The following is a 19536-nucleotide window of genomic DNA, read 5'->3' as shown; positions in this document are numbered from 1 at the left end:
TTCATTGAAGGGGATATGCTGTGGATATTGTAAAAAGTATGTATGCGGATACCATCGAAGAACGCTATTCGTTGATTGATGACGATGACGCTTCCGGTGATGATTCGTTTGTCGATTCTGTTATCAGTCAATGGATGTCGCGAAATTGCGCGTTGCGCCCCGATGATTTTGCCAGCATGCTTGAGCTTCGTGGTTATGATAAGAAAAAATATGCGAAATGCATTGATGGAAAGTCGTTTTTAAAGGGAAACAAGGGCAATCTTTCTTCATGGTATTCTGATTTTGAAAAGATATTCGCCTTCTTTTCAAACAGCAAATTCGTTGAAGATATTAACGTAGGATATGTTAATATCTTCATGCCTTTTATTCTTTATGCGGAAAAGACGCTGAGAACAACAATTCCCGATTCGCAGATGAACTCATATGACAATGTTCAAAACAGCATAAGAGGAACATTGGCTAATCGTCTGCTGAACATCGGTTTGAAAACACTGGTGTTGGAGATGCGCCGTGAGAACGCGGATGGGAATTTGCAGGGGACTGACGGGCATGAACGTATGCTTTCCTTCATACACATGGCTTCAACGTATGCGTATCAGCGGTTGTTGTACTCTCGGTATCCGGTGCTGGCTCGCATGCTGACACAAGCGACCACGGATTATATTGCCTTTATACGTGAAATGTTCACAAGACTTGAAGAGTCTGATTCGGAACTCAAGATGTTCCTGAAGAGCACTGTGCCGCTCGTGTTGAGTGATATTCGTCTCGATGGCGGGGACGCGCATAATCATGGTCGTACGGTCGCCATTCTGGAATTCAATAATGGAAGCAAGGTCGTTTACAAGCCACGTGATCTTTCGATTCATGTACTGTTTGCCGATCTTGCTCATGAATGTGAACGGTCCGATGATTTCCTGCCTCTGCATGTCTCAAGAGTGCTTCCCGAAGATGGATATGCGTTTGAGGAATTCGTGCGGCAGTCGCAATGTCTGACATGTGACCAGGTATCTCGTTACTACCTGAGAATCGGCGAGCTTCTTGCCCTGGTGTGGTTTCTGCACGGCAATGACATGCATTATGAGAACATCATCTCCGATGGTGAATATCCGCAAATCATCGACTATGAGACCGTGTGCTCCAACTATGTGGAAATGGATTCCCAAAACAGTCTGCGAGAGACCGCTGACGTGAAAGTGGCGAGGCGGTTGCGTGACTCGTTGGCTGGAACGTCCTTCCTCCCGACACGCATGGTGCTGAATGCCGAAGGAGAATCAATCGATTTTAGTGCGCTGAATGTCAAAGATCAGGAAGTCCCCACGCTATTTCCGGTACCGGTAATGCTTGATACGGACGGCGCTTGTTTTCAAAAGCAACATGTCGTTTTTAGCAAAAAAGATAATGTTCTGCATTATAACGATGACGTCGTTAATCCGTCTGACTATGCTCATGAAATTCTTGATGGCTTTACACGTGGAGTGCATGCGTTGGGCCGCATTTCGGATGATGCGTTATGCCGCATTCTGCAACGCGGGAAAGCAACGGTTCGCGTTCTCGTAAGGGCCACCAGCGTATATGCTCGCTTCTTGAATTACATGCATCACCCGAAGGTGCTTGATGACATGACTAAAGTAGAGGCGATATTAGAGAATCTTTATGTATTCCCATACAAAAACAAGCATATCTTTCTTAGTGAGTATCAGCAGATGATTCATGGTGATATTCCAATGTTTGCTACTTCTCTTGATTCCAAGATATTGAGGGATGGAGAAGGAAGAGAATGCGGTCCCTCATTCGCATACAGCGCCATCGAACGTATTATGCGAACCAAGAGACATCTTCATGAAGAAGCCAGCTTGCAGGAGTCTCTTATCAGAAATGCATTCCATATGCCAGTGCGCCAGCGTCAGGCAATCTCTTCTTCCATCAACGAGTGGCCTCTCATGATAGGCCATTATCTGGTTGATCAAGCGATACTGTCCGATGATGGCAGCACGGTATCGTGGATCTGCACAAAGCAATCAGGGGAATCTGAGAACGATGCGAATGCCGTTGGCGTGCCTTCTCCTGATCTGTATGACGGATGTGGTGGAACCGCCATTTTCCTGGCAAGCTTGTCACAAGCTTTTGGCGATAGACGTTGTGCCGATTATGCATTGAAAACAATGCGGTCAATCCAATTACGTACCTCGCCTAGCGCTTCGGAATCGGCTTTTACCGGTGGGCTATCGCAGATATACCCGGCGTTAATGCTCCGGAGCCTTGGCATAAAGTCCGATATCTTGACGAACTCTGCTTTGCAGATTATGGATCGTTTGGAGCGTTATGTGAAAGACGAATCCGTGCGATTGTCGAAGGTCGGTAAGGCGAACAGGTTTACCTACCGTATGGATTATCTTGCCGGTGCGTCTAGTGTGATCATACTGTATCTGAGGATATGGGAGCTTCTTCGGGATGACGATATCCTCATCCAATTATCCCAATTAGGAAGAATCGTTGCAAAAACAGCTTGTAGATTGCAACGCGAGGAAAATGCTAATTCGGACGACAGTTTTCCTGCCGGCGCAGGGCATGGTCTTGAAGGAATCAGCGTAGCTCTGTGGCGTCTGTATGCCGCCGTCGGCGATACCGAATTTGCAGATGATGCGCAAAAGATATGGGAAAAGGCCATGGCGAAGCATAAGGCTCAGCCAGTACGGTCCTCAAGGGAGCGCGGCAAGTGGTGTCGAGGTACAGTCGGCCTGTTATGGGCGCAGAATGAGATTGACCGATGCACTGCCTGCGGACGTCGTTTTTTTGATGATGCAGGCAAGCCCTTCCCTGAGTTTTCATCGGTAAAACAGCTCATCGATTCATGCGACTGGGTGGACGATTCTTTGTGCCACGGTCGTTCCGGTGCGATTGACGTTCTTGTCTCACTGGCCCGGAACACGAATGACGAACGATACTCGGCGTTGGCGCGTCACCTCATGGACGATATGGTCGCTGCCGCATCGTGCAACAAGCATTTTGATTTTGGGAAGGTCTGTGCATTCCCGAACATGTCGGTATTCCTCGGACCACTTGGCGTGGCATACGCCATGCTGAGGGTTCAGAATCCAGATGTGCCATCACTACTTTCACTGGAGATCTAATGTACAGAATTTTTGCCTACTGTGGTTCCCGCAACCCGCAATCCCGAACATTGCAGGCCATCGTCTTAATACAACAATGGCTTTCCTCACTACAGGACAGTATCGATACGCAAATATCGTGGACCATATGCACGCCTAAAGATCTGCGTATCCTTCCCTCTGACGGTACAGCGTGGGAATTCTCGACCGGCGTTGACCGGCAGGAGCTCCTTGGAATCGATGATTCGGGGAGACTGAAAACAATGATTGAGCATTGCGATTACCTGATTCTCGGTTCGCCAACATATGGGCATAACGTGTCGGGTGACATGAAGATCGTAATGGATAGATTATGCTACTGGTCTCATTTGTTCTATCTGAGCGGCAAGCCGGGGATGCCCCTCGTAAGCGCCAGCACGAACGGATATCTCAAAGTTGGCGATATGCTGGAGCGTTTCATGGATTCTCTGGGCATTGTCCGAGATCCGACTGCATACAACACATATGGCATGCCTTTTGAAAACAATGAGGCACAGGGCGCGGCTCGGCATATTCTTGCTGCGCTTACGTCGCACGAGGCTTCCATGCCTAATGGTTATCAAGAGGAACTGTTTCGTTCTTATAAACGGTCGTATATCCGCCGGAATGAACAAAACGCCGAATATCGGTATTGGAAAAAGCACCGCATGTTCGATTGTGACAGCTTGGCGGAGTACTTTGCGTCATTACCACAGGTGGAGCACTGAAAGGAATACACATGAACACAACGGATATTATCAAAGTAAACGACTTGACTTTTGGGTACAAGCGTAAGCAGGCGGTGCTCGAACATATCACCTTTGCAGTCCCCAAGGGACAGTCATTGGCTATTTTGGGCTATAACGGTGTTGGGAAAACCACGTTGTTCGATCTCATAGTTGGATTACGGAGGCCCTGGTCGGGGTACGCTGCCATTAACAAAGCGTTTGTTCCCTCAATGAGAGACGTATTCCAAATGACCGAACAGGGCGGCCTTATCGACACGATGACCGTGCGAGAGAATTTCAAGTTCCGCAAGATGCTATTCAAGCCAAAGGATGACGATAAGACCTTTTTTGAAGCCTTGGAGAAGAATCCATTAGTTCGGGCATTCGAATTGAACGACCAGCTGGACAAAAAGGTCTCTGACCTAAGCTCAGGATTGCGCAAACGAGTGGGAATAGTGGCCGGCATGATGTTCGACCCGCATGTCATCATGCTCGACGAACCCACGAATGCCATTGATCCGCTGACACGTGATCTGTTGATTGAATATATGGGAAGGCTGCGTGCCGATAACCGTACGATACTTACGATCACCCATGACCTGCATTATTGCTGGAACGTCTCTGATCGTATTATCGTGCTTGATCACAAGCATATTGCCCTGGATGCGATGCTCTCCGATCTCAACTCGTTTGATGAATTCTCAAAGGCCGCGATGCTCGGCAAAGAACATGGGCATGTTGATTTTGGCTTGTAAGTTAAGAGGAGACTTTGTATGGCAGGGCATTTGCGTATCCCTCTCGTCGAACAGGGAGAGCACAGCGAATGTGGCTTGGCTGCATGTGCCATGATACTCAAGGCGTATGGGCGCGATTCCGAATTGGAGGATTTGCGTAATGCGTATGGTGTTCCTCGTGGCGGGCTAAGCATCAAAAATATAGTGACCATTCTGAATGATTACGGGGTGACGAACCGGGCCGTTGCAGTACGGAATATCGATGGATTCAAAAAACTGGATTCGCCGTCCATCCTGCTATGGAATCATCATCACTTCGTAGTCTTGAGCCATTACGCATTCGGCCGTTTCTGTATTATTGATCCGGCGAGTGGGCGTTCATCCGTGCGAGAAGAGGATTTTCGTAGGCACTGCTCCTCGGCGGCTGTGCTTACCGAGCGTGCGGGAGAGAAAAGATCCATTCGCGGGGCATGGCGCGACTCGAATTGCATGGGAGTGATTAAGGACTTCCTTGTTTCTTCCCCGGTTTTCGTGTTGAGTGCCATAGTATTGTCGCTTGCAATACAAAGCTTGGGATTGATTCCTCCAACAGGAATGAGATTTATCGTCAATCGTCGGCAGCTGTGCACCAGCGAGGGGTTTCTGCTGGCCGCGTTCGCGATGATGCTTGTTTCTTTTGCGCTGTATTACCTGATTTCCATGCTCAATGGATTGGCGAACGCTCGATTAAGGATAGGGTTTGGGAACTTTCTATTCCGCAAATACATGCGGGGAGTGTTCGAACGAGAGTTTGCCTTTTTCATAAACCGAACAAGCGGCGATATGATCTACCGGGCGAATCTAGTGGCTGTCGTTGAACAAATGCTGGCTACCGGAATGATTGGATCGCTGGTGTCCTTCGTGTTTCTTGCCGTGTATCTGGTGATGATGATCAACTACTCACCGCAGCTCACAATGGTGACATTGGCGATTTGCTTTGTTATTCTCATGGTCTCGACGATATATGCTGCGAAATCCAAAAAGCTGGTTGATAAGGAGACCGCTGCACAATCCGCAGTGCAACAGTCCTTTATTGAAATTTTCTCCGGAATAGAGACCGTAAAAAGCATGAATCTGGAGGGCTTCTTTTATCGGCGCTGGTCTGATTTACTGCAGAAGCAGCTTCACTTCCAGTGGAAGAGGGGCAAACTCGATGCATGGATGTCGTCACTGTCGGCGGCACTGGAATTCGTATTGCCTCTCGCCATCATCCTATGCGGTTCCGTGCTGCTTGCTCAAGATATGGTCGACTTGGGTACGGTAGTCGGATTCGTAACGTTGGCTTCTTCGTTTGTTGTGCCATTCGGCAGCATCATGACGTCCATTGGGCAGTTTGCTGCCGTTCTCTCATATATCCGCAAGATTGCAGACATTATTCCATCAGGAAAACGAACTAATGACGGGCATATGGATTATGAGATGCGGCATGTGGATGGAGAACATGCTCCTCTCCAAAGAGTCTTGCCGAGTGATTCCCAGAGCGGCAAAGAGATAACGGGAATAGGGGAGAGCCAAGAAAATCCCTCGTGCTATGCTGCGCCGCATTCCGAGCGTATCGATAACTATGGCCGGGAGAGTCTGACTGCACACAATGTCTCATTTTCGTATACGGTTTTTTCCAAGCCCGTAGTAGAAGACATTACTTTACATATTCCCAAGGGGCGCAAGGTCGCGATAGTAGGGCCCACTGGTTCGGGTAAGAGCACGGTTCTCAAGCTTCTTTCCGGATTGATTCGTCCGACGCAGGGAAGAGTGATGGTCGATGGCCATCCATGTGAAGAGTTGCCGCTTTCGTGGCGTGCAAAGAACATTGCTTTTGTCCATCAAGATACAACGGTTTTCAATATGACGTTGCGTGAGAATATCCTGCTGCGACGGACATCCGTGGATGAATCTCGATTAAGGCAAGTGTGCAAGGACTGTTGCATCGATGAATCGATGATGAATCCGGGCTTGGGACTGGACACCATGATCAGTGAACATGGTTTGAATCTTTCCGGAGGCCAGAGGCAGAAGATCGCAATCGCCCGTGCCATGGTGACCAATCCGATGTTCATGGTGATGGATGAGCCGACCAGTGCGCTGGATAATGTTACGGAAAACAAGATAATGAGAGCCCTTATGCGTGCGCCATACGCGTGTGTGGTGGTGGCGCACAGGCTAAGCTCGATACGCATGTTTGATGAGATATATGTGATGGATGATGGGCATATTGTTGAACATGGGTCGCATGAGAGCTTAATGGCCGAGGGGAAGTTGTACGCAAAGTTATATCGTCAGCATTAGTACTGAATGCGCTGGCTGTGATGATTTTTGCTCTGCTGTTTTCTCTATTCGGCTGTCCATTCGGACGAAATCGGGCCCGAAAACGTCCGAATCGACACCCAACCAGCGGAAAACGTCCGAATCGACATCCATCTGCTGCACGGTCGGTTGTTCAAACGAATGCAGGGGCTAATCAATCATCCGGGACGTGCCTTGCAACACTGGCGCTGCAAAACGCCTATTGCACAGCACCGGCAGCGTCTGGCGAGCCTTATCCAACGTATCCCGGTCGAAATCCGCGAACACGACGTCGTCGCTTTCTGATTGTGCCATCACATGCGCCATCGGGTCAACGGCCATGCTGTGCCCGATGTTATGCGCGCTGTGCTCGCTGCATGCCATCAGGTAGCACGTATTCTCCAACGCACGCGCCTTGCACAGTGTCGTCCAATGATCCACCTTGTCCGCTCCACGCGCCCAGGCTGCCGAGACGACCAGCGCGTCCGCGCCGGCAATGGCATGCGCCCGCGCCAGTTCGGGGAACCGCAGATCGTAGCAGGTCATCACGCCGAACCGCCAACCGTCGATGGTGATAAGCGGCGGAACCTCGTTGCCCGGCTCGATCACGTCGGATTCACGCTCGCCGAACGCGTCGTACAGGTGGATTTTACGGTAGGCGAGGCGAATCTCACCGTTGTCGATAACAAGAAATACGTTACTTGGCTTGGGGGTTTCCGGGTTGATTACGTGCACTGTTCCCATCAGCGCGATGCCGGTCTGCGCGCTGATCGCCCGCAGTGCCGCGACGAACGGTCCGTCGATTGGTTGTGCGTGATATGCCGGGTAATACGGGTCGGTCGCGTCCCGTGCGATGATGCCCTCAGGTAGCAGCAGCACACGTGCGCCGTTGGCTGAGGCCTGCATGGCATAGGTGCGGATGGTCTCGATATTGCGATCCGGTTCGCGATCGACCGCAAACTGTGCGATGGCGATTCTCATACCGGCATTCTCGCACTGTTGCGTTACCGGCAGTCGCAGCTGCGCATTCGTGGAAGGCGGTCGCTTCGGATGGCATCGCGCAGTTGGTGGTCCATTCGGACGAATTCTGGCAGATGAGTGCCGAATCGGACGAAATCGGACTCGAAAACGTCCGAATCGACACCCAACCAGCGGAAAACGTCCGAATCGGCACCCAAAGCGCGGCAAGGGGGGCGGCTCAGTGCAATTCCATAAGCTGTTGCGCCAGCGAAGTGAACTCGTCCGCCAGAGGAGTGCTGGCCAACGCGCCCTCCGGCGTCAGCACCGCAGGCCGGCCCTCTTCACCGGTCTCACGCAGTTCGGGCATCAATGGCAGTTGCGCCATCAACGGCACATCATGGCCCAGCGCCGCAGTCAGTTGTTCGGATACGCGCTGGCCACCGCCCTCGCCGAAGATCCGCAGTTTCTCGCCCTTATGCTCGTAGTAGCTCATATTCTCCACCACGCCCCGCACCTTCATCGGCACCTGCAGCGCCACCAAGCCGGAACGCACCGCAATATCCGAAGCGGACGGCTGCGGCGTGGTCACCACCACCAGTTCGGCATTCGGCAGCGCCTGCGCCACCGAAATCGCCATATCGCCGGTGCCGGGCGCAAGATCGAGCAGCAGCACATCCGGCTCGCCCCACCACACATCGGACAGGAACTGCTCCAACGAGCGTTGCAGTCTGGGTCCGCGCCACAGGATCGCACGGTCCGCGCCCGCGAACATGCCGATTGAAATAAGCTTCACGCCCCATGCGGTCACCGGCATGAGCATGCCGTTCAGATTCGTGGGCTGCGTATGCACGCCGAACAGGCGAGGCAGGGAGAATCCGTAGATATCCGCGTCGATGGCAGCGGTGTCGTAGCCAAGCGCGGCGAAAGTGGCTGCAAGATTGGCGGTTACGGAGGACTTGCCTACACCGCCCTTGCCGGATGCGATGGCGAAGATGCGCGTCTTGATACCGGGTTTGCTGAACGGATTCTGCCGGCGCTCCGCCTTGAGCGTCTGCACGAGACTGGTCAGCTTGTCCTGCGGCATGGAACTGACCTCGATATGCGGAACAAGCGTGACGTTAGGGGAGCCGGGCGCCACGTAGGATCGGACCGCACCGTTGATCTGATTGGTGATGGTTTCGCTCAACGGGCAATCCTTGACGGTGAGCTCCACATGCACGGTTACGTCGATGATGCCGTCGCCGTTCTCATTGACGGTGCCGGACGGCACGGCCTCGATCGACGTGATCATGCCCAGATCGGTGACGGAACGGCCCAGTTCCGGGTCGATGACATGGCTGAGTCGTTCGAAAATATTCGCTTCGATGGTGTGAATGTCGTTCATGATCCTCCTGTGTGCGCCTACCACCTTAGCGGGTGGCCCCGTGCCACGCCAGAACCGTGTTCGGCCGCCTGCATGTCCACCGTGCATCATAGGTAGAACATGCACCGGAAACGCAGACGGCCGAATCAATGGTGTTGCTCGGATATGCGAAACGAAAACGGGAAACCGCTATTCCTCAGCGGAGACATGGTTCGCACGCCAGATATCCGGTTCTACATAGATCTCCCACTCATACCAGGGCAATGCGGCGCGAATGTTCTTCTCGATCTTGTCGACGGTCTCCACATCGTAGTCGCGGTCCAACTTGGACGTCTGCACCTTCAAGCACAGCAGCACGGCATCCTCATCCATGTGAATCGCCTGCATATTGATAAGCCGTTCCACGCCAGGCGTATTGTTCACCGCCTGCGAAAGCAGCTTGTGCGTACGCGGATCCACATCCTCGCCGAGCAACAGAGAACCGGATTTGAACGCCAGCGCGGCCGAGCCGATCACCAGCACCAGGCCGACCATCAGACCACCGATCGTATCGTACAGTTCATCACCGGTCAGCATCGAGCAGCCGATGCCGAGACCTGCGAACAGCAAACCGATCAAGGCAAGCGTGTCCTCCATCATCACGGACGCGAGTTCGGCGGACTTGGTGCGCTTCCAGAAGCCGATCAGCGAATCCTTCTCCACTTTCACGCGATCCATGCGCTCGCGTGCTTCCTTGATGGACGTGTGCAGGCCGTAGCCTTCGAGGCAGGCGGAGATCACGACCACGGCCAGCGCGGCGAGCAGTTCGAGCGAGTCGACCTGGCGGTCCACGGAGCCGTCGAGCAGTCCGATGAGCTTCTTCGTCGCCTGACTGACGGCGAACACGCCACCGACGAAGAACAGCAGCGTGGCGACGATGAAGCTGGCAAGATATTTCGCACGATGCATGCCGAAAGGGTGGTCGCCTTTTGATTTGCGGTCGGAAGCACGGTCGCCGAACATGAGCACGATCTCGTTCGCGCAATCAGCCACGGAATGCACCGATTCGGAGAACATGGAGGATGATCCGGTGAAAGCGGCTGCGGCGAATTTCGCGCAGGCTACGCCGATGTTGGCGGCCAGCGCGGCTTTGACGGCGGATCCGGCATGGGCGGGCTTGGTGTTTCCTTCGTTCGTCTGCCCCATCTGTGACGGTTGGCTGGAAACTGGTTGGTCGGAGACCGGCATGTCCGATGCGTTATTGGTATTCGTTTCGGCGGTCATAACATTCCTTTCGCTCTTCCTAGGCCATCCTAGAGCATTTCCGGGGATTGAAGGAGCATGCTCCCGCGTTCGGCGCCGACAGCCGCCGATGCTCGTGGAAGCGAAGACGGGAAATCGAGCGTGCTGCGTATTATCGGGCAATGACACGGGAGCCGTGAGGCTGAGAGGAAGCGAACGCTTCGACCGTATGAACGTTTACCGGGCAATTCCGGCGCACGGACGTCTCTCTTCCCGTGCCTTGAATGAGAGAAAGGCACAGTAATGACTGAACCAACAATCGATGCCGTGGAGAACGAATCCTCCGCGGTCCGCAAGCACAGCAATACCTGGCGTGTGGTCGATATCGTGGTGGCCGCCATCATCGCCGTGGCATCCGGCGTGATCTTCTGGGGCTGGGATATTGTCTGCGCGGCTCCGCTGGCCATTTTCGGCGCTGTGACGCCGGGCTTCGAAGGCCTGCTGAACGCGTTCTGGCTGTTCGCCGGCCCGCTTGCCGCCATCATCGTGCGCAAGCCTGGTGCCGCGCTGTTCGCCGAAACGCTCGCCGCCGCCCTGGAACTTACCATGGGTAACCAGTGGGGCGTCGGCGGTTCGCTGATCGTGGGCATTATGCAGGGCATCGGCGCGGAAATCGGATTCGCGATCTTCGCCTACAAGAAGTGGAATATGCTGACCACCGCGGTTTCCGGCGCTCTGGCCGGCGTGGGCTGCGGCATCTACTACTGGGTTATGAACCCGGCATGGGGTGTGCTGCGTTCCAGCATTTACCTGGGCACGTCCATTGTTTCCGGCGTTGTGCTGGCCGGCGTGGTGATGTACCTGCTGCATCGTGCCATCGCACAGACCGGTGTGCTCGATCGTTTCGAGTCCGGTCGCGCCCAGACGCTGGTCTGAGCGGCCAGGGTCCCATGCCGCTGGTGTGCGGCGTGGGACCCGTTGTGTTTGTTTGATTGTTTACGTATTACGACGTATTGCTTGTTGAGGGGGATTTCGATGGTTACCGTTGCCTCTGGTGATGATGCCGGAATCGGAGCCGATACCGGTGCGGATGCTCGTATGAGCGCAGATGCGTATGCCGGCGCCGGGGAACGTTCCATGGGGGTAGGCGTGTCCGCGCGCAACTGGGGGTGGCGGCACGCTTCACGTAAGGATTTCGCCCTACGCCATGTCGACTTCGACATCCGGCCGGGGGAGCGTGTGCTGTTGCTTGGCGCCTCTGGTGCCGGCAAATCCACGCTGATGGCTGGACTGGCAGGCGTGCTTGGCGGCGATGATGACGGCGAGCAGGAGGGGACGCTGCTGGTTGGTGGCAGGGACGCACGTAAGGTGCGTGGAGTCTCCGGCCTGGTATTGCAGGACCCGGACGCGCAGACGATTCTGGAACGTGTGGGCGATGATGTCGCGTTCGGATGCGAAAACCTGGGGTTGCCCAAAGACGAGATCTGGCAGCGTGCCCGCGAATCACTGGACATCGTCGGACTTGACTACATGCGCTTCGACCATTCCACACGCAAGCTTTCCGGTGGTCAGCGTCAGCGTCTTGCCTTGGCCGGTGTGCTGGCCATGCACCCCGGATTATTGCTCCTTGACGAGCCGACGGCGAATCTCGATCCCGACGGTGTGAAGGAAGTCTATGATGCCGTCAAGCATGTGGTCGAGCGAACCGGGGAAACGCTGATCGTGGTCGAGCATCATATCGATGTGTGGCTTGACGCGGTTGACCGCGTGATCGTACTGGGCAAGCCTGACGGCAATTCGCTGACCGGCGGCGTGATTGCGGATGGCACGCCGGGCGAGGTGTTCGGCACCATGGGCGATGTGCTTGCCGAAGGCGGCGCGTGGGTGCCTGGGCGAGCCATCACGCCGTATCATCCGGAGCGGCCTGCCGGCGAGGTGGTGCTGCGAACCGACGATCTGAGCTTCGGCCGTGAGTTCCCGCTTGGCAAACACATCGATCTAGAATTCCATGCCGGTGAGGTCACCGCATTGACGGGGCGCAACGGTGTAGGCAAATCCACGCTTGCGCTTACTTTGGCGGGTCTGCTTGAACCGCTTGCCGGTCATGTGCGCGTGGCGGAACGGATGGTGCCGCCGCGCCGTGCCAATGATGTGAGCACATGGAAGAGCCGTGATCTGCTGGGGCGTGTCGGTATGGTGTTCCAGGAGCCGGAACACCAGTTCGTTACCGCCAGCGTGCGCGACGAGGTTGCCGTAGGACCGAAATCCATGGGGAAAACGGATGAGGAGGCATATCGGATCGCGGACGAGATTCTGGAACGTATGAATCTCAAACGATTCGGCCCGGCCAATCCGTTCACACTGTCAGGCGGGGAAAAAAGGCGACTGTCGGTCGCATCCATGATGGCCGCCGCGCCGAAGGTCGTGGTGATGGACGAACCGACCTTTGGTCAGGATTTCACCACATGGACGGAAATGGTGCGTTTGATCGCCGACGTGCGTGACGCCGGTTCCGCGGTGATTATGGTCACGCACGATGAGGCATTGATCGAGGCATTGGACGCACGCCGTATCGTTGTCAGCGAGGAGGAACAGCATGACTGAAACCATCGGCGTAGTGTCGCATACAGAACGTGGAGATGTGGCCCGACCCGCATCGCCGTCCTGGTTCATCGCGAAGATCAATCCGGTCAGTCGGTTTATCGGCGCGCTGATCTTGTGCATCCCCATGTTCTTCACGCTCGATATCATGTCGGCTTCGGTGGCGTTCGGGTTGGAAATGCTGCTGCTATGGATCGGCGGCATTGCGCCGTGGACGGTGTTGCGCAAGACCTGGCCGGTGTGGATCGCCGCTGCGGGAAGCTTCGTATCCGTGGCTCTGTATGGCAAGACTTCGGGTGTGGTGTTGGCGAATCTAGGCGGATTCGTGGTGATCTCGCAAGGGTCGCTGTATTTGGCATTGGCGACGTTTCTGCGTGTCGCCGCGATTGCGGTGCCGGGTGTGATGCTGGCGCTTGGTCTCGATCCGACCGATTTGGCCGACGGGCTCGTGCAGATCCTCCATTTGCCGTCGAAATTCGTATATGGCGGTTTGGCCGGCCTACGCATGTTCACCCTGTTGCAGGATGATTGGCGTGCACTGGGGCAGTCCCGTCGTTCGCGCGGACTCGGCGACGGCAATGTGATTAAGCGCGTGCTCTCCCAGGCATTCAATCTGCTGGTGGTGTCGATCAGGCGTGGCACGAAGCTGGCCACGGCGATGGAGGCGCGTGGATTCGGTTCCGAACTGCCGCGCAGCCAAGCCCGTGAATCGCGATTGCATGCGGTTGACTGGGGATTCTACCTGATATGCGCCGCGGTGCCGGCGATTGCACTCATCACGGCGTATTGCACCGGCTACTGGCATTGGGCGTTCAGCGGCGTGAGTAACTGACTGCCGCTCTGGCTCTTGGTATTTGGCATGGCTGTGTTATAAAACCAGGCAAAAGCTGAAGTATGCATGAGAACATATGCGTGGATGGGGATACGCGTGCTTCCGTAGGTGGTTCGGGTAAGAAACCCACGCGAACAATGGCGTGAAATAAGCCATTGCCGTATCCACGTATTGCGGCCAACCACCTACGGAACCATAAAACCACCTACGGAACCATGTGGGCGGCCGTTAGGGAACATCGCTGGTTATTCTGAAGGGCGGCCACAAAGTAGTCTTGCAAGACGCGCCCGAATGTTTTCGTAGCCGGGAGCAGAGACGGGAGAACCCCGCCAGTCCAAAGAGCGGCGGGGTTCTCCTATATGAAACGCTGTGGCTATCAGATGTGGAAGTACAGCTCGTACTCGAGCGGGGTCGGAGCCAGGCGGGCTTCGTCGATCTCGCCGCGCTTGAGGTCCAGCCAAGTCTCGATCAGATCGTCGGTGAACACGTCGCCGGCGGTCAGGAAGTCGTGATCCTCTTCCAGGGCGTCCATGGCCTCGGCCAGGGAGCTCGGCACCTGCTTGATGCCCTCGTGCTCTTCCGGCGGCAGCTCGTACAGATCCTTGTCGATCGGTGCCGGAGGCTCGATATGGTTCAGCACGCCGTCCAGGCCTGCCATCAGCTGTGCGGAGAAGGCGAGGAACGGGTTGCAGGACGGATCCGGGGCACGGAATTCGATACGCTTGGCAGCCGGGGCGGTGCCAGCCAGCGGAATACGGATGGCGGCGGAACGGTTGCGTGCGGAGTACACCAGGTTGACCGGAGCTTCGTAGCCCGGAACCAGACGGTGGTAGGAGTTCAGGGACGGGTTGGTGAAGGCCAGCACGGAGGAGGAGTGCTTGATCAGGCCGCCGATGTACCAGCGAGCGATGTCGGACAGGCCGGCGTAGCCCTTCTCGTCATAGAACAGCGGCTTGCCGTCCTTCCACAGGGACTGGTGGCAGTGCATGCCGGTGCCGTTGTCGCCTGCGATCGGCTTCGGCATGAAGGTCGCGGCCTTGCCCGCCAGAGCGGCGGTCTCGTGCACAACGTACTTGTACTTCATCAGGTCGTCGCCTGCATGCTGCAGGGAGTTGAAGCGGTAGTTGATCTCCTGCTGACCGGCGCCGGCCACCTCATGGTGGGAACGCTCGAGAATCAGGCCGACCTTCTGCAGGTTGGCGACCATGTCGTCGCGCAGATCCTGGGTGTGATCGATCGGCGGAACGGGGAAGTAGCCCTTCTTGACGCGGTTCTTGAAACCGATGTTCGGGGTGCCGTCGTCTTCGGTGTCGATGCCGGAGTTCCACGGGGCCTCGATGGAGTCCACCTCGTAGAAGGAACGCTGCATGGAGTTCTCGAAACGAACCTTGTCGAAGATGAAGAACTCGGCTTCCGGAGCGAAGGAGGCGGTGTCGGCGATGCCGGTGGACTTCAGGTAGGCTTCGGCCTTGCCTGCAACCTGACGCGGATCGCGGGAGTAGGGCTCATCGGTGAGCGGATCCACGATGGAGAAGGCCACGTCGAGGGTCTTGTGCTTGCGGAACGGATCGATGAAGGCGGTGGACACGTCCGGAACCAGCTTCATATCGGACTCGTTGATGGCCTGGAAGCCCTGCATCGAAGAACCGTCGAACGGCATGCCGTCCGTAAAGGCGTCCTTCAGGAATTCGCTTGCCGGCACGGTGAAGTGCTGCTGCACACCGATAAGGTCGGTGAAACGGACGGAGACGTACTCCACGCCTTCCTTATTGATAAGGGCCTCGGCATCAGCCTTGGTTTTCAGTTCGTCGGTCACGGGACCGCTCCTTTCACAATCAGAAGTTACGTGAGACAAGCATAGGAGGGTGCGTTTCACGCACTCGTAATTTCGGTTACGAGAATGTTTCGTAATGAGGGATGTTGCGTGTGGTTCCCGTCATTGTGGGAATCACACGCAACAAAGCATGTCCACACAGTGGACGGTGAGCCAGCGTGACCATATTCAATCACGCAATGGATGCGTGACTTATGACATATAGAGAGACGGAGTGGGGTGTGTTGGGGGAGACATGGCGAGACAGGGCGCACGCGGGGCGAATCGACGATGAATGCAGAAGACCCCGGCCTTGGCCGGGGTCTTCTGCAAACAATGTAGGCAATGGTGAATCAGCGACCGCGCATCGCACGGCGGCTGATCTTCTGCGGATGGTTTGGATCCATGCCCTTGGGGATGCTGTAGCCGTTCTTGGACTGCAGCGTGCGCAGGCGGTCGTTCAGCGTGGAAAGCTCGGTTCTGGTGAGCAGGAAGCGCTGATGCGGGTGAATTGCCTTCATGAACTTGTTGGTGGTGGTGTTCGGCTGCAGCGTCTTCTTCTTGACGATGGTCTTGCGCAGATCCTTCAGCTGGGTCTGACCCTTGCCATTACCGATATAGAAGCGGTATACGGGGATGGACGATCCTGCGGTCACACCCTTGATGGCGTGCTCCTGACGGTCCATCGCATGCTTGAGACGTTCGGCGTTGCCTTCGCCGATCAGGTAGATGCCGTTGTAGCCGGTGCCACGCCAGATGGCGTCCTTGGTACGCGGGTCGATCCACACCGGTTCCTGTGGGAAGCTGAAGCCGGCCTTGTTCATATTGCTCAGCACGGCGATTGCGGCGCCGGGGCGGCCTTCCATCTTGCGGAATCCGACGGCGTCAGCACGACGGGTCAGCATCATGGTGGCGAACAGAAGGCCGACCATGATGGCCGCAATCATGATGAAGATCCAGGTCAGCCACATCCACTTCTGCACGACGCCCAGAATGATCATCAGAACAATCGGGGCCGCGAATACCAAGGCCATCAGCCATGGCAGCTGCTTGTCCTCTTCATGTGTGAACTGGTAGACCTGGGCGATCTGCTTGAACAGGTTACGTTTTCCGGACTTCTTCTTTGCTGGCTTTTCCGCCATGACTCCCTCACTTGCTACTCGTCGCTGTTGGCATACTGGCCAACAGTTTACCAGTATTGAGGAATATTGAAAAAGAAGCGGTGAAAGCGGCGTTGGCATTGTCTGCGCCGCAGACGAGAGCACGCCGGGCGTTCAGGCATTGGAGCCGAGCGTCCGGCGTGGGATCGGGAGGGGACTTATCTTGTGTGCAGCGGGCGTCCGTCCGCTTTGAGCAGCGCCTCGCCGAAGGCCTCGGAGAACGTGGGATGCGGGTGGATGAGCCGTGCCGCCTCGCTCAGCGGCACATGGTTTCCGACCAGCTGTTCGGCTTCGGCGATCAGCTCCGTTGCCTCGGGGCCTGCCATGTGCACACCCAGCAACACGCGTGTGCCGGGATTGTCGGTATCCTCACCGCTGACAACGGTCATGGCGCCGGCTGAACCGCTCATCAGCATGCGGGCGTTGCCCATCATCGGGTATGCGGTTTCGGTGATGTCGAGGAAGCGTCCGCTTGCCTTTGCCTGTGCGCCGGTGTAGCCCACGCAGGCGGCTTGCGGCCGGGAGAACACGACCTGCGGAATGGTGTATTCGTCCACGGGCTTCGGATTCAGCCCGGCGATGCGTTCGGCCACGGTGATTCCCTGCGCGAATGCGCGATGCGCGAGTGCATGACCGGCGGTGATGTCTCCGACGGCCCAAACGCCGTTTGCCGAGGTGCGGCCGAACTCGTCGGTGACGACATGGCCTTGTGCGTCAAGAGCGATGCCGCTGGCGTCGATCCAGCCTTCGCTGGTGTTGGGGTCGCGGCCTATGGCGCCGAGTACGACCTGTGTTTGCAGGGATTGGTCTTCGTCCGAGCCTTTGGTGCGGTAGTGCACGGTCGCCTCACGAGGGGATGGTGAATCGATGCGTGTGACGGTGGCGTTGGTGATGATGGTGATGCCGCGCTTGGCGAGTTCTCGGGTGAGTGTGGTGCTTGCGCGGCGGTCCCATGCGGAGAGTACGCAGTTTTTGCGGATGATGAGCGTGACGTTGCATCCGGCCGAGTTCCATATGGAGGCGAATTCGACGGCGACTGCTCCGGCGCCGATGATGGTGGCTGATGTGGGGAAGTCGCGTTGCAGGGCCTGAGTGGAGTCGATGATCGCGTTGTGGAATGGGATGCCGGGCAGCGGGCGTGGGCGTGAGCCCATGGCGAGTACCACGTTTGCCGCGTTGATGGTGAGTGATGCGCCTTGTGGCGTGCTGTCTTGTGTGTTGATGCGGAGCACGTCGTTCTGCCCGGGTGAGGGTGTGAGGCGGATGGCGCGCTGTTGCATGCCGGTGGGATCGTGCGGTTCGCCTAGTGCTGCGGTGGCGCGAAATACGGTGACGCCGCGGCGTGCGAGCAGGGAGGAAAGACCGGTGGTCATGGTGGAAACGATGTGTTCGCGCCATTGATGCAGCGCTGGAAAGTCGATGGGGTCGGTGTGCGCGTGGATGCCGATGGTGCTGGTGTGCTTGATCGCGTCGAAGGTGGCGGTGGCGTCGAGCAGTGTCTTGGTGGGGATGCATCCGCGATTCAGGCAGGTGCCACCGGGGGTGGGGTCGCGTTCGATGAGGGCGACGGTGTTGCCGAGTTGGGCTGCGCGTAGTGCTGTGGAGTAGCCGCCTGGGCCGGCGCCGATGATGGCGATGTCGAATTGTTCAGTCATGGGAATCCTGCCCGTCTGTCTGTTGGTTGTGGGTGTGCCATGACCAACCTTAGCGTGCTGCTTGGTGTGCCGACGACGATGCATGGTGTTGGACGGTTGCGGTATGCGAGATTCGTGGTATGCAAAAGCGCTCCAAGCGTAACGGGCTTGGAGCGCTGGAAAAGTGCTGAGGTGTGATTCGTCTGGAAGATCGATCACTCGGGCCAATGGCCGCGCTTGCTGTAGCGTGGCTTGGGCAGACGCCAACGGCGAATCTGGATGGCGCGGCTCCAGGCATAGGATGCGGAGCGCGTGCCCTTGGCCACGGAGGCCTCGCCGAACTTGTCGATCAGCTTCTTCTTAAGCTTGTGCCACATCACCGCCACATCGATGATCACGGCGGCGAGGTAGGCATACAGCAGGATCATGGGGATGATCGAAGCCCATGCGTTGCGGATGACGTAGCTCAGTACCATCGAACCGATCATGATGACCAGTGCGATGGGGATGAAGAACTCGCCGATGTTGAATCGTGCATCGACATAGTCGCGGATATATACGCGCCACGGCAGTCGTTCCGACTTCGGCATGTTGTTGATGTCGCCGTTCTTCATTGCCTCGTACTGCGCGTCTTCCTTCGCGCGGATGCGGGCCTTGGCGGCTTTGGCGCTTGCCTTGCGGTCGGCGGGCACCAGCGGGTGCAGATTCTGGGCTTGGGCGTCCTTGCGCTTGGGAGTTGGGTGACCCTTGCCGGCGGCCTGGGTGCTGCCCTTGTGCTGGTCGGAGGGTTCAGCCGCATCATCGACCGGCTTGTGAGCCTCGTCTTTCTTCTTGTTCCATGTCATGCTTGCAGATTACGGTGACGCCTCGACGCAGCACCCGTGCGAATGCTTGGAAATGCAAGCGTTGCCGGCTTTCGGGCATGCCGTGGAATCACATGTTTTTGCGTGGGCGCGTGGGGAATATACGATTGCATATCGAATTCGCATCGTCGGATGCCATGGTCTGCGTCATCGCTTGGCCGGCATACCGGCGGCATA

At 56.3% G+C, this 19536-nt stretch carries 14 protein-coding genes; 7 read left to right on the top strand and 7 right to left on the bottom strand.

The window, feature by feature from the left end:
- Positions 1 to 20: 20 nt before the first annotated feature.
- From BBAG_RS05690 to BBAG_RS05675, 4 genes are read left to right on the top strand one after another with little or no spacing between them, the layout of a single operon-like run.
- Complete coding sequence (locus tag BBAG_RS05690) at positions 21 to 3131, top strand: type 2 lanthipeptide synthetase LanM family protein (protein ID WP_050754779.1); 3111 nt, start codon at positions 21 to 23, stop codon at positions 3129 to 3131.
- Positions 3131 to 3856 carry an NAD(P)H-dependent oxidoreductase gene (locus BBAG_RS05685; RefSeq protein WP_003826893.1) on the top strand — a complete coding sequence of 242 codons (726 nt, stop codon included), beginning with the start codon at positions 3131 to 3133 and terminating at the stop codon, positions 3854 to 3856. The genes BBAG_RS05690 and BBAG_RS05685 overlap by 1 nt, the downstream gene beginning before the upstream one ends.
- A gap of 11 nt (positions 3857 to 3867) precedes the next feature.
- A complete protein-coding gene (locus BBAG_RS05680) occupies positions 3868 to 4611 on the top strand; it encodes an ATP-binding cassette domain-containing protein (RefSeq protein ID WP_003826891.1) in 744 nt (247 codons plus the stop codon).
- 18 nt (positions 4612 to 4629) lie between these two features.
- Positions 4630 to 6915, top strand: coding sequence for a peptidase domain-containing ABC transporter (locus BBAG_RS05675; protein WP_003826890.1), 2286 nt, complete (start codon positions 4630 to 4632; stop codon positions 6913 to 6915).
- Positions 6916 to 7083: 168 nt separating this feature from the next.
- Here the strand turns inward: BBAG_RS05675 and BBAG_RS05670 are convergent, their stop codons facing one another.
- The 3 genes from BBAG_RS05670 to BBAG_RS05660 all read right to left on the bottom strand — a co-directional run bounded on the left by BBAG_RS05670 (position 7084) and on the right by BBAG_RS05660 (position 10462).
- Positions 7084 to 7893, bottom strand: a complete 810-nt coding sequence (locus BBAG_RS05670) for a carbon-nitrogen hydrolase family protein (protein WP_003826888.1) — start codon at positions 7891 to 7893, stop codon at positions 7084 to 7086.
- 217 nt (positions 7894 to 8110) lie between these two features.
- Positions 8111 to 9256 carry an Mrp/NBP35 family ATP-binding protein gene (locus BBAG_RS05665; RefSeq protein WP_003826886.1) on the bottom strand — a complete coding sequence of 382 codons (1146 nt, stop codon included), beginning with the start codon at positions 9254 to 9256 and terminating at the stop codon, positions 8111 to 8113.
- 168 nt (positions 9257 to 9424) lie between these two features.
- On the bottom strand, positions 9425 to 10462 hold the full coding sequence (locus BBAG_RS05660; protein ID WP_033508501.1) for a cation diffusion facilitator family transporter: 1038 nt from the start codon (positions 10460 to 10462) through the stop codon (positions 9425 to 9427).
- A gap of 297 nt (positions 10463 to 10759) precedes the next feature.
- Here BBAG_RS05660 and BBAG_RS05655 point away from each other — a divergent pair, with 297 nt between their 5' ends.
- The 3 genes from BBAG_RS05655 (at position 10760) to BBAG_RS05645 (ending at position 13889) form a co-directional block, all read left to right on the top strand.
- A complete protein-coding gene (locus BBAG_RS05655) occupies positions 10760 to 11392 on the top strand; it encodes an ECF transporter S component (protein WP_003826883.1) in 633 nt (210 codons plus the stop codon).
- A gap of 201 nt (positions 11393 to 11593) precedes the next feature.
- The gene (locus tag BBAG_RS05650) at positions 11594 to 13060 is read left to right on the top strand and encodes an ABC transporter ATP-binding protein (protein ID WP_033508497.1); all 1467 of its coding nucleotides are present in this window, start codon (positions 11594 to 11596) and stop codon (positions 13058 to 13060) included.
- Entirely contained in the window at positions 13053 to 13889 is an 837-nt protein-coding gene (locus BBAG_RS05645; RefSeq protein WP_003826881.1) for an energy-coupling factor transporter transmembrane component T family protein, read from the top strand. Before BBAG_RS05650 ends, BBAG_RS05645 begins: the two co-directional genes overlap by 8 nt.
- A 376-nt stretch (positions 13890 to 14265) precedes the next feature.
- Here the strand turns inward: BBAG_RS05645 and glnA are convergent, their stop codons facing one another.
- From glnA to BBAG_RS05625, 4 genes are all read right to left on the bottom strand, one after another.
- Positions 14266 to 15705: a type I glutamate--ammonia ligase gene (glnA, locus tag BBAG_RS05640; protein WP_003826880.1), complete on the bottom strand. Its 1440-nt coding sequence runs from the start codon at positions 15703 to 15705 to the stop codon at positions 14266 to 14268.
- Between the two features lie 350 nt (positions 15706 to 16055).
- On the bottom strand, positions 16056 to 16844 hold the full coding sequence (locus tag BBAG_RS05635; RefSeq protein ID WP_003826879.1) for a DUF4191 domain-containing protein: 789 nt from the start codon (positions 16842 to 16844) through the stop codon (positions 16056 to 16058).
- Between the two features lie 176 nt (positions 16845 to 17020).
- Positions 17021 to 18517 carry an FAD-dependent oxidoreductase gene (locus BBAG_RS05630; protein ID WP_003826878.1) on the bottom strand — a complete coding sequence of 499 codons (1497 nt, stop codon included), beginning with the start codon at positions 18515 to 18517 and terminating at the stop codon, positions 17021 to 17023.
- Positions 18518 to 18711: 194 nt separating this feature from the next.
- Positions 18712 to 19341 carry a DUF3043 domain-containing protein gene (locus BBAG_RS05625; RefSeq protein ID WP_003826876.1) on the bottom strand — a complete coding sequence of 210 codons (630 nt, stop codon included), beginning with the start codon at positions 19339 to 19341 and terminating at the stop codon, positions 18712 to 18714.
- Positions 19342 to 19536: the final 195 nt, after the last annotated feature.

This window comes from Bifidobacterium angulatum DSM 20098 = JCM 7096, from assembly GCF_001025155.1.
GTDB classification, from domain to species: Bacteria; Actinomycetota; Actinomycetes; order Actinomycetales; family Bifidobacteriaceae; genus Bifidobacterium; species Bifidobacterium angulatum.
Note: the sequence above shows the minus strand (reverse complement) of the source record. Positions and strands in the feature narration are given on the sequence as shown.

Bases quoted from the DNA above. Each gene is read 5' to 3' on its own strand.
- BBAG_RS05685 (WP_003826893.1), top strand. From the start codon at position 3,131: ATGTACAGAATTTTTGCCTACTGTGGTTCCCGCAACCCGCAATCCCGA.
- BBAG_RS05680 (WP_003826891.1), top strand. From the start codon at position 3,868: ATGAACACAACGGATATTATCAAAGTAAACGACTTGACTTTTGGGTAC.
- BBAG_RS05675 (WP_003826890.1), top strand. From the start codon at position 4,630: ATGGCAGGGCATTTGCGTATCCCTCTCGTCGAACAGGGAGAGCACAGC.
- BBAG_RS05670 (WP_003826888.1), bottom strand. From the start codon at position 7,893: ATGAGAATCGCCATCGCACAGTTTGCGGTCGATCGCGAACCGGATCGC.
- BBAG_RS05665 (WP_003826886.1), bottom strand. From the start codon at position 9,256: ATGAACGACATTCACACCATCGAAGCGAATATTTTCGAACGACTCAGC.
- BBAG_RS05660 (WP_033508501.1), bottom strand. From the start codon at position 10,462: ATGCCGGTCTCCGACCAACCAGTTTCCAGCCAACCGTCACAGATGGGG.
- BBAG_RS05655 (WP_003826883.1), top strand. From the start codon at position 10,760: ATGACTGAACCAACAATCGATGCCGTGGAGAACGAATCCTCCGCGGTC.
- BBAG_RS05650 (WP_033508497.1), top strand. From the start codon at position 11,594: ATGGGGGTAGGCGTGTCCGCGCGCAACTGGGGGTGGCGGCACGCTTCA.
- BBAG_RS05645 (WP_003826881.1), top strand. From the start codon at position 13,053: ATGACTGAAACCATCGGCGTAGTGTCGCATACAGAACGTGGAGATGTG.
- BBAG_RS05635 (WP_003826879.1), bottom strand. From the start codon at position 16,844: ATGGCGGAAAAGCCAGCAAAGAAGAAGTCCGGAAAACGTAACCTGTTC.
- BBAG_RS05630 (WP_003826878.1), bottom strand. From the start codon at position 18,517: ATGACTGAACAATTCGACATCGCCATCATCGGCGCCGGCCCAGGCGGC.
- BBAG_RS05625 (WP_003826876.1), bottom strand. From the start codon at position 19,341: ATGACATGGAACAAGAAGAAAGACGAGGCTCACAAGCCGGTCGATGAT.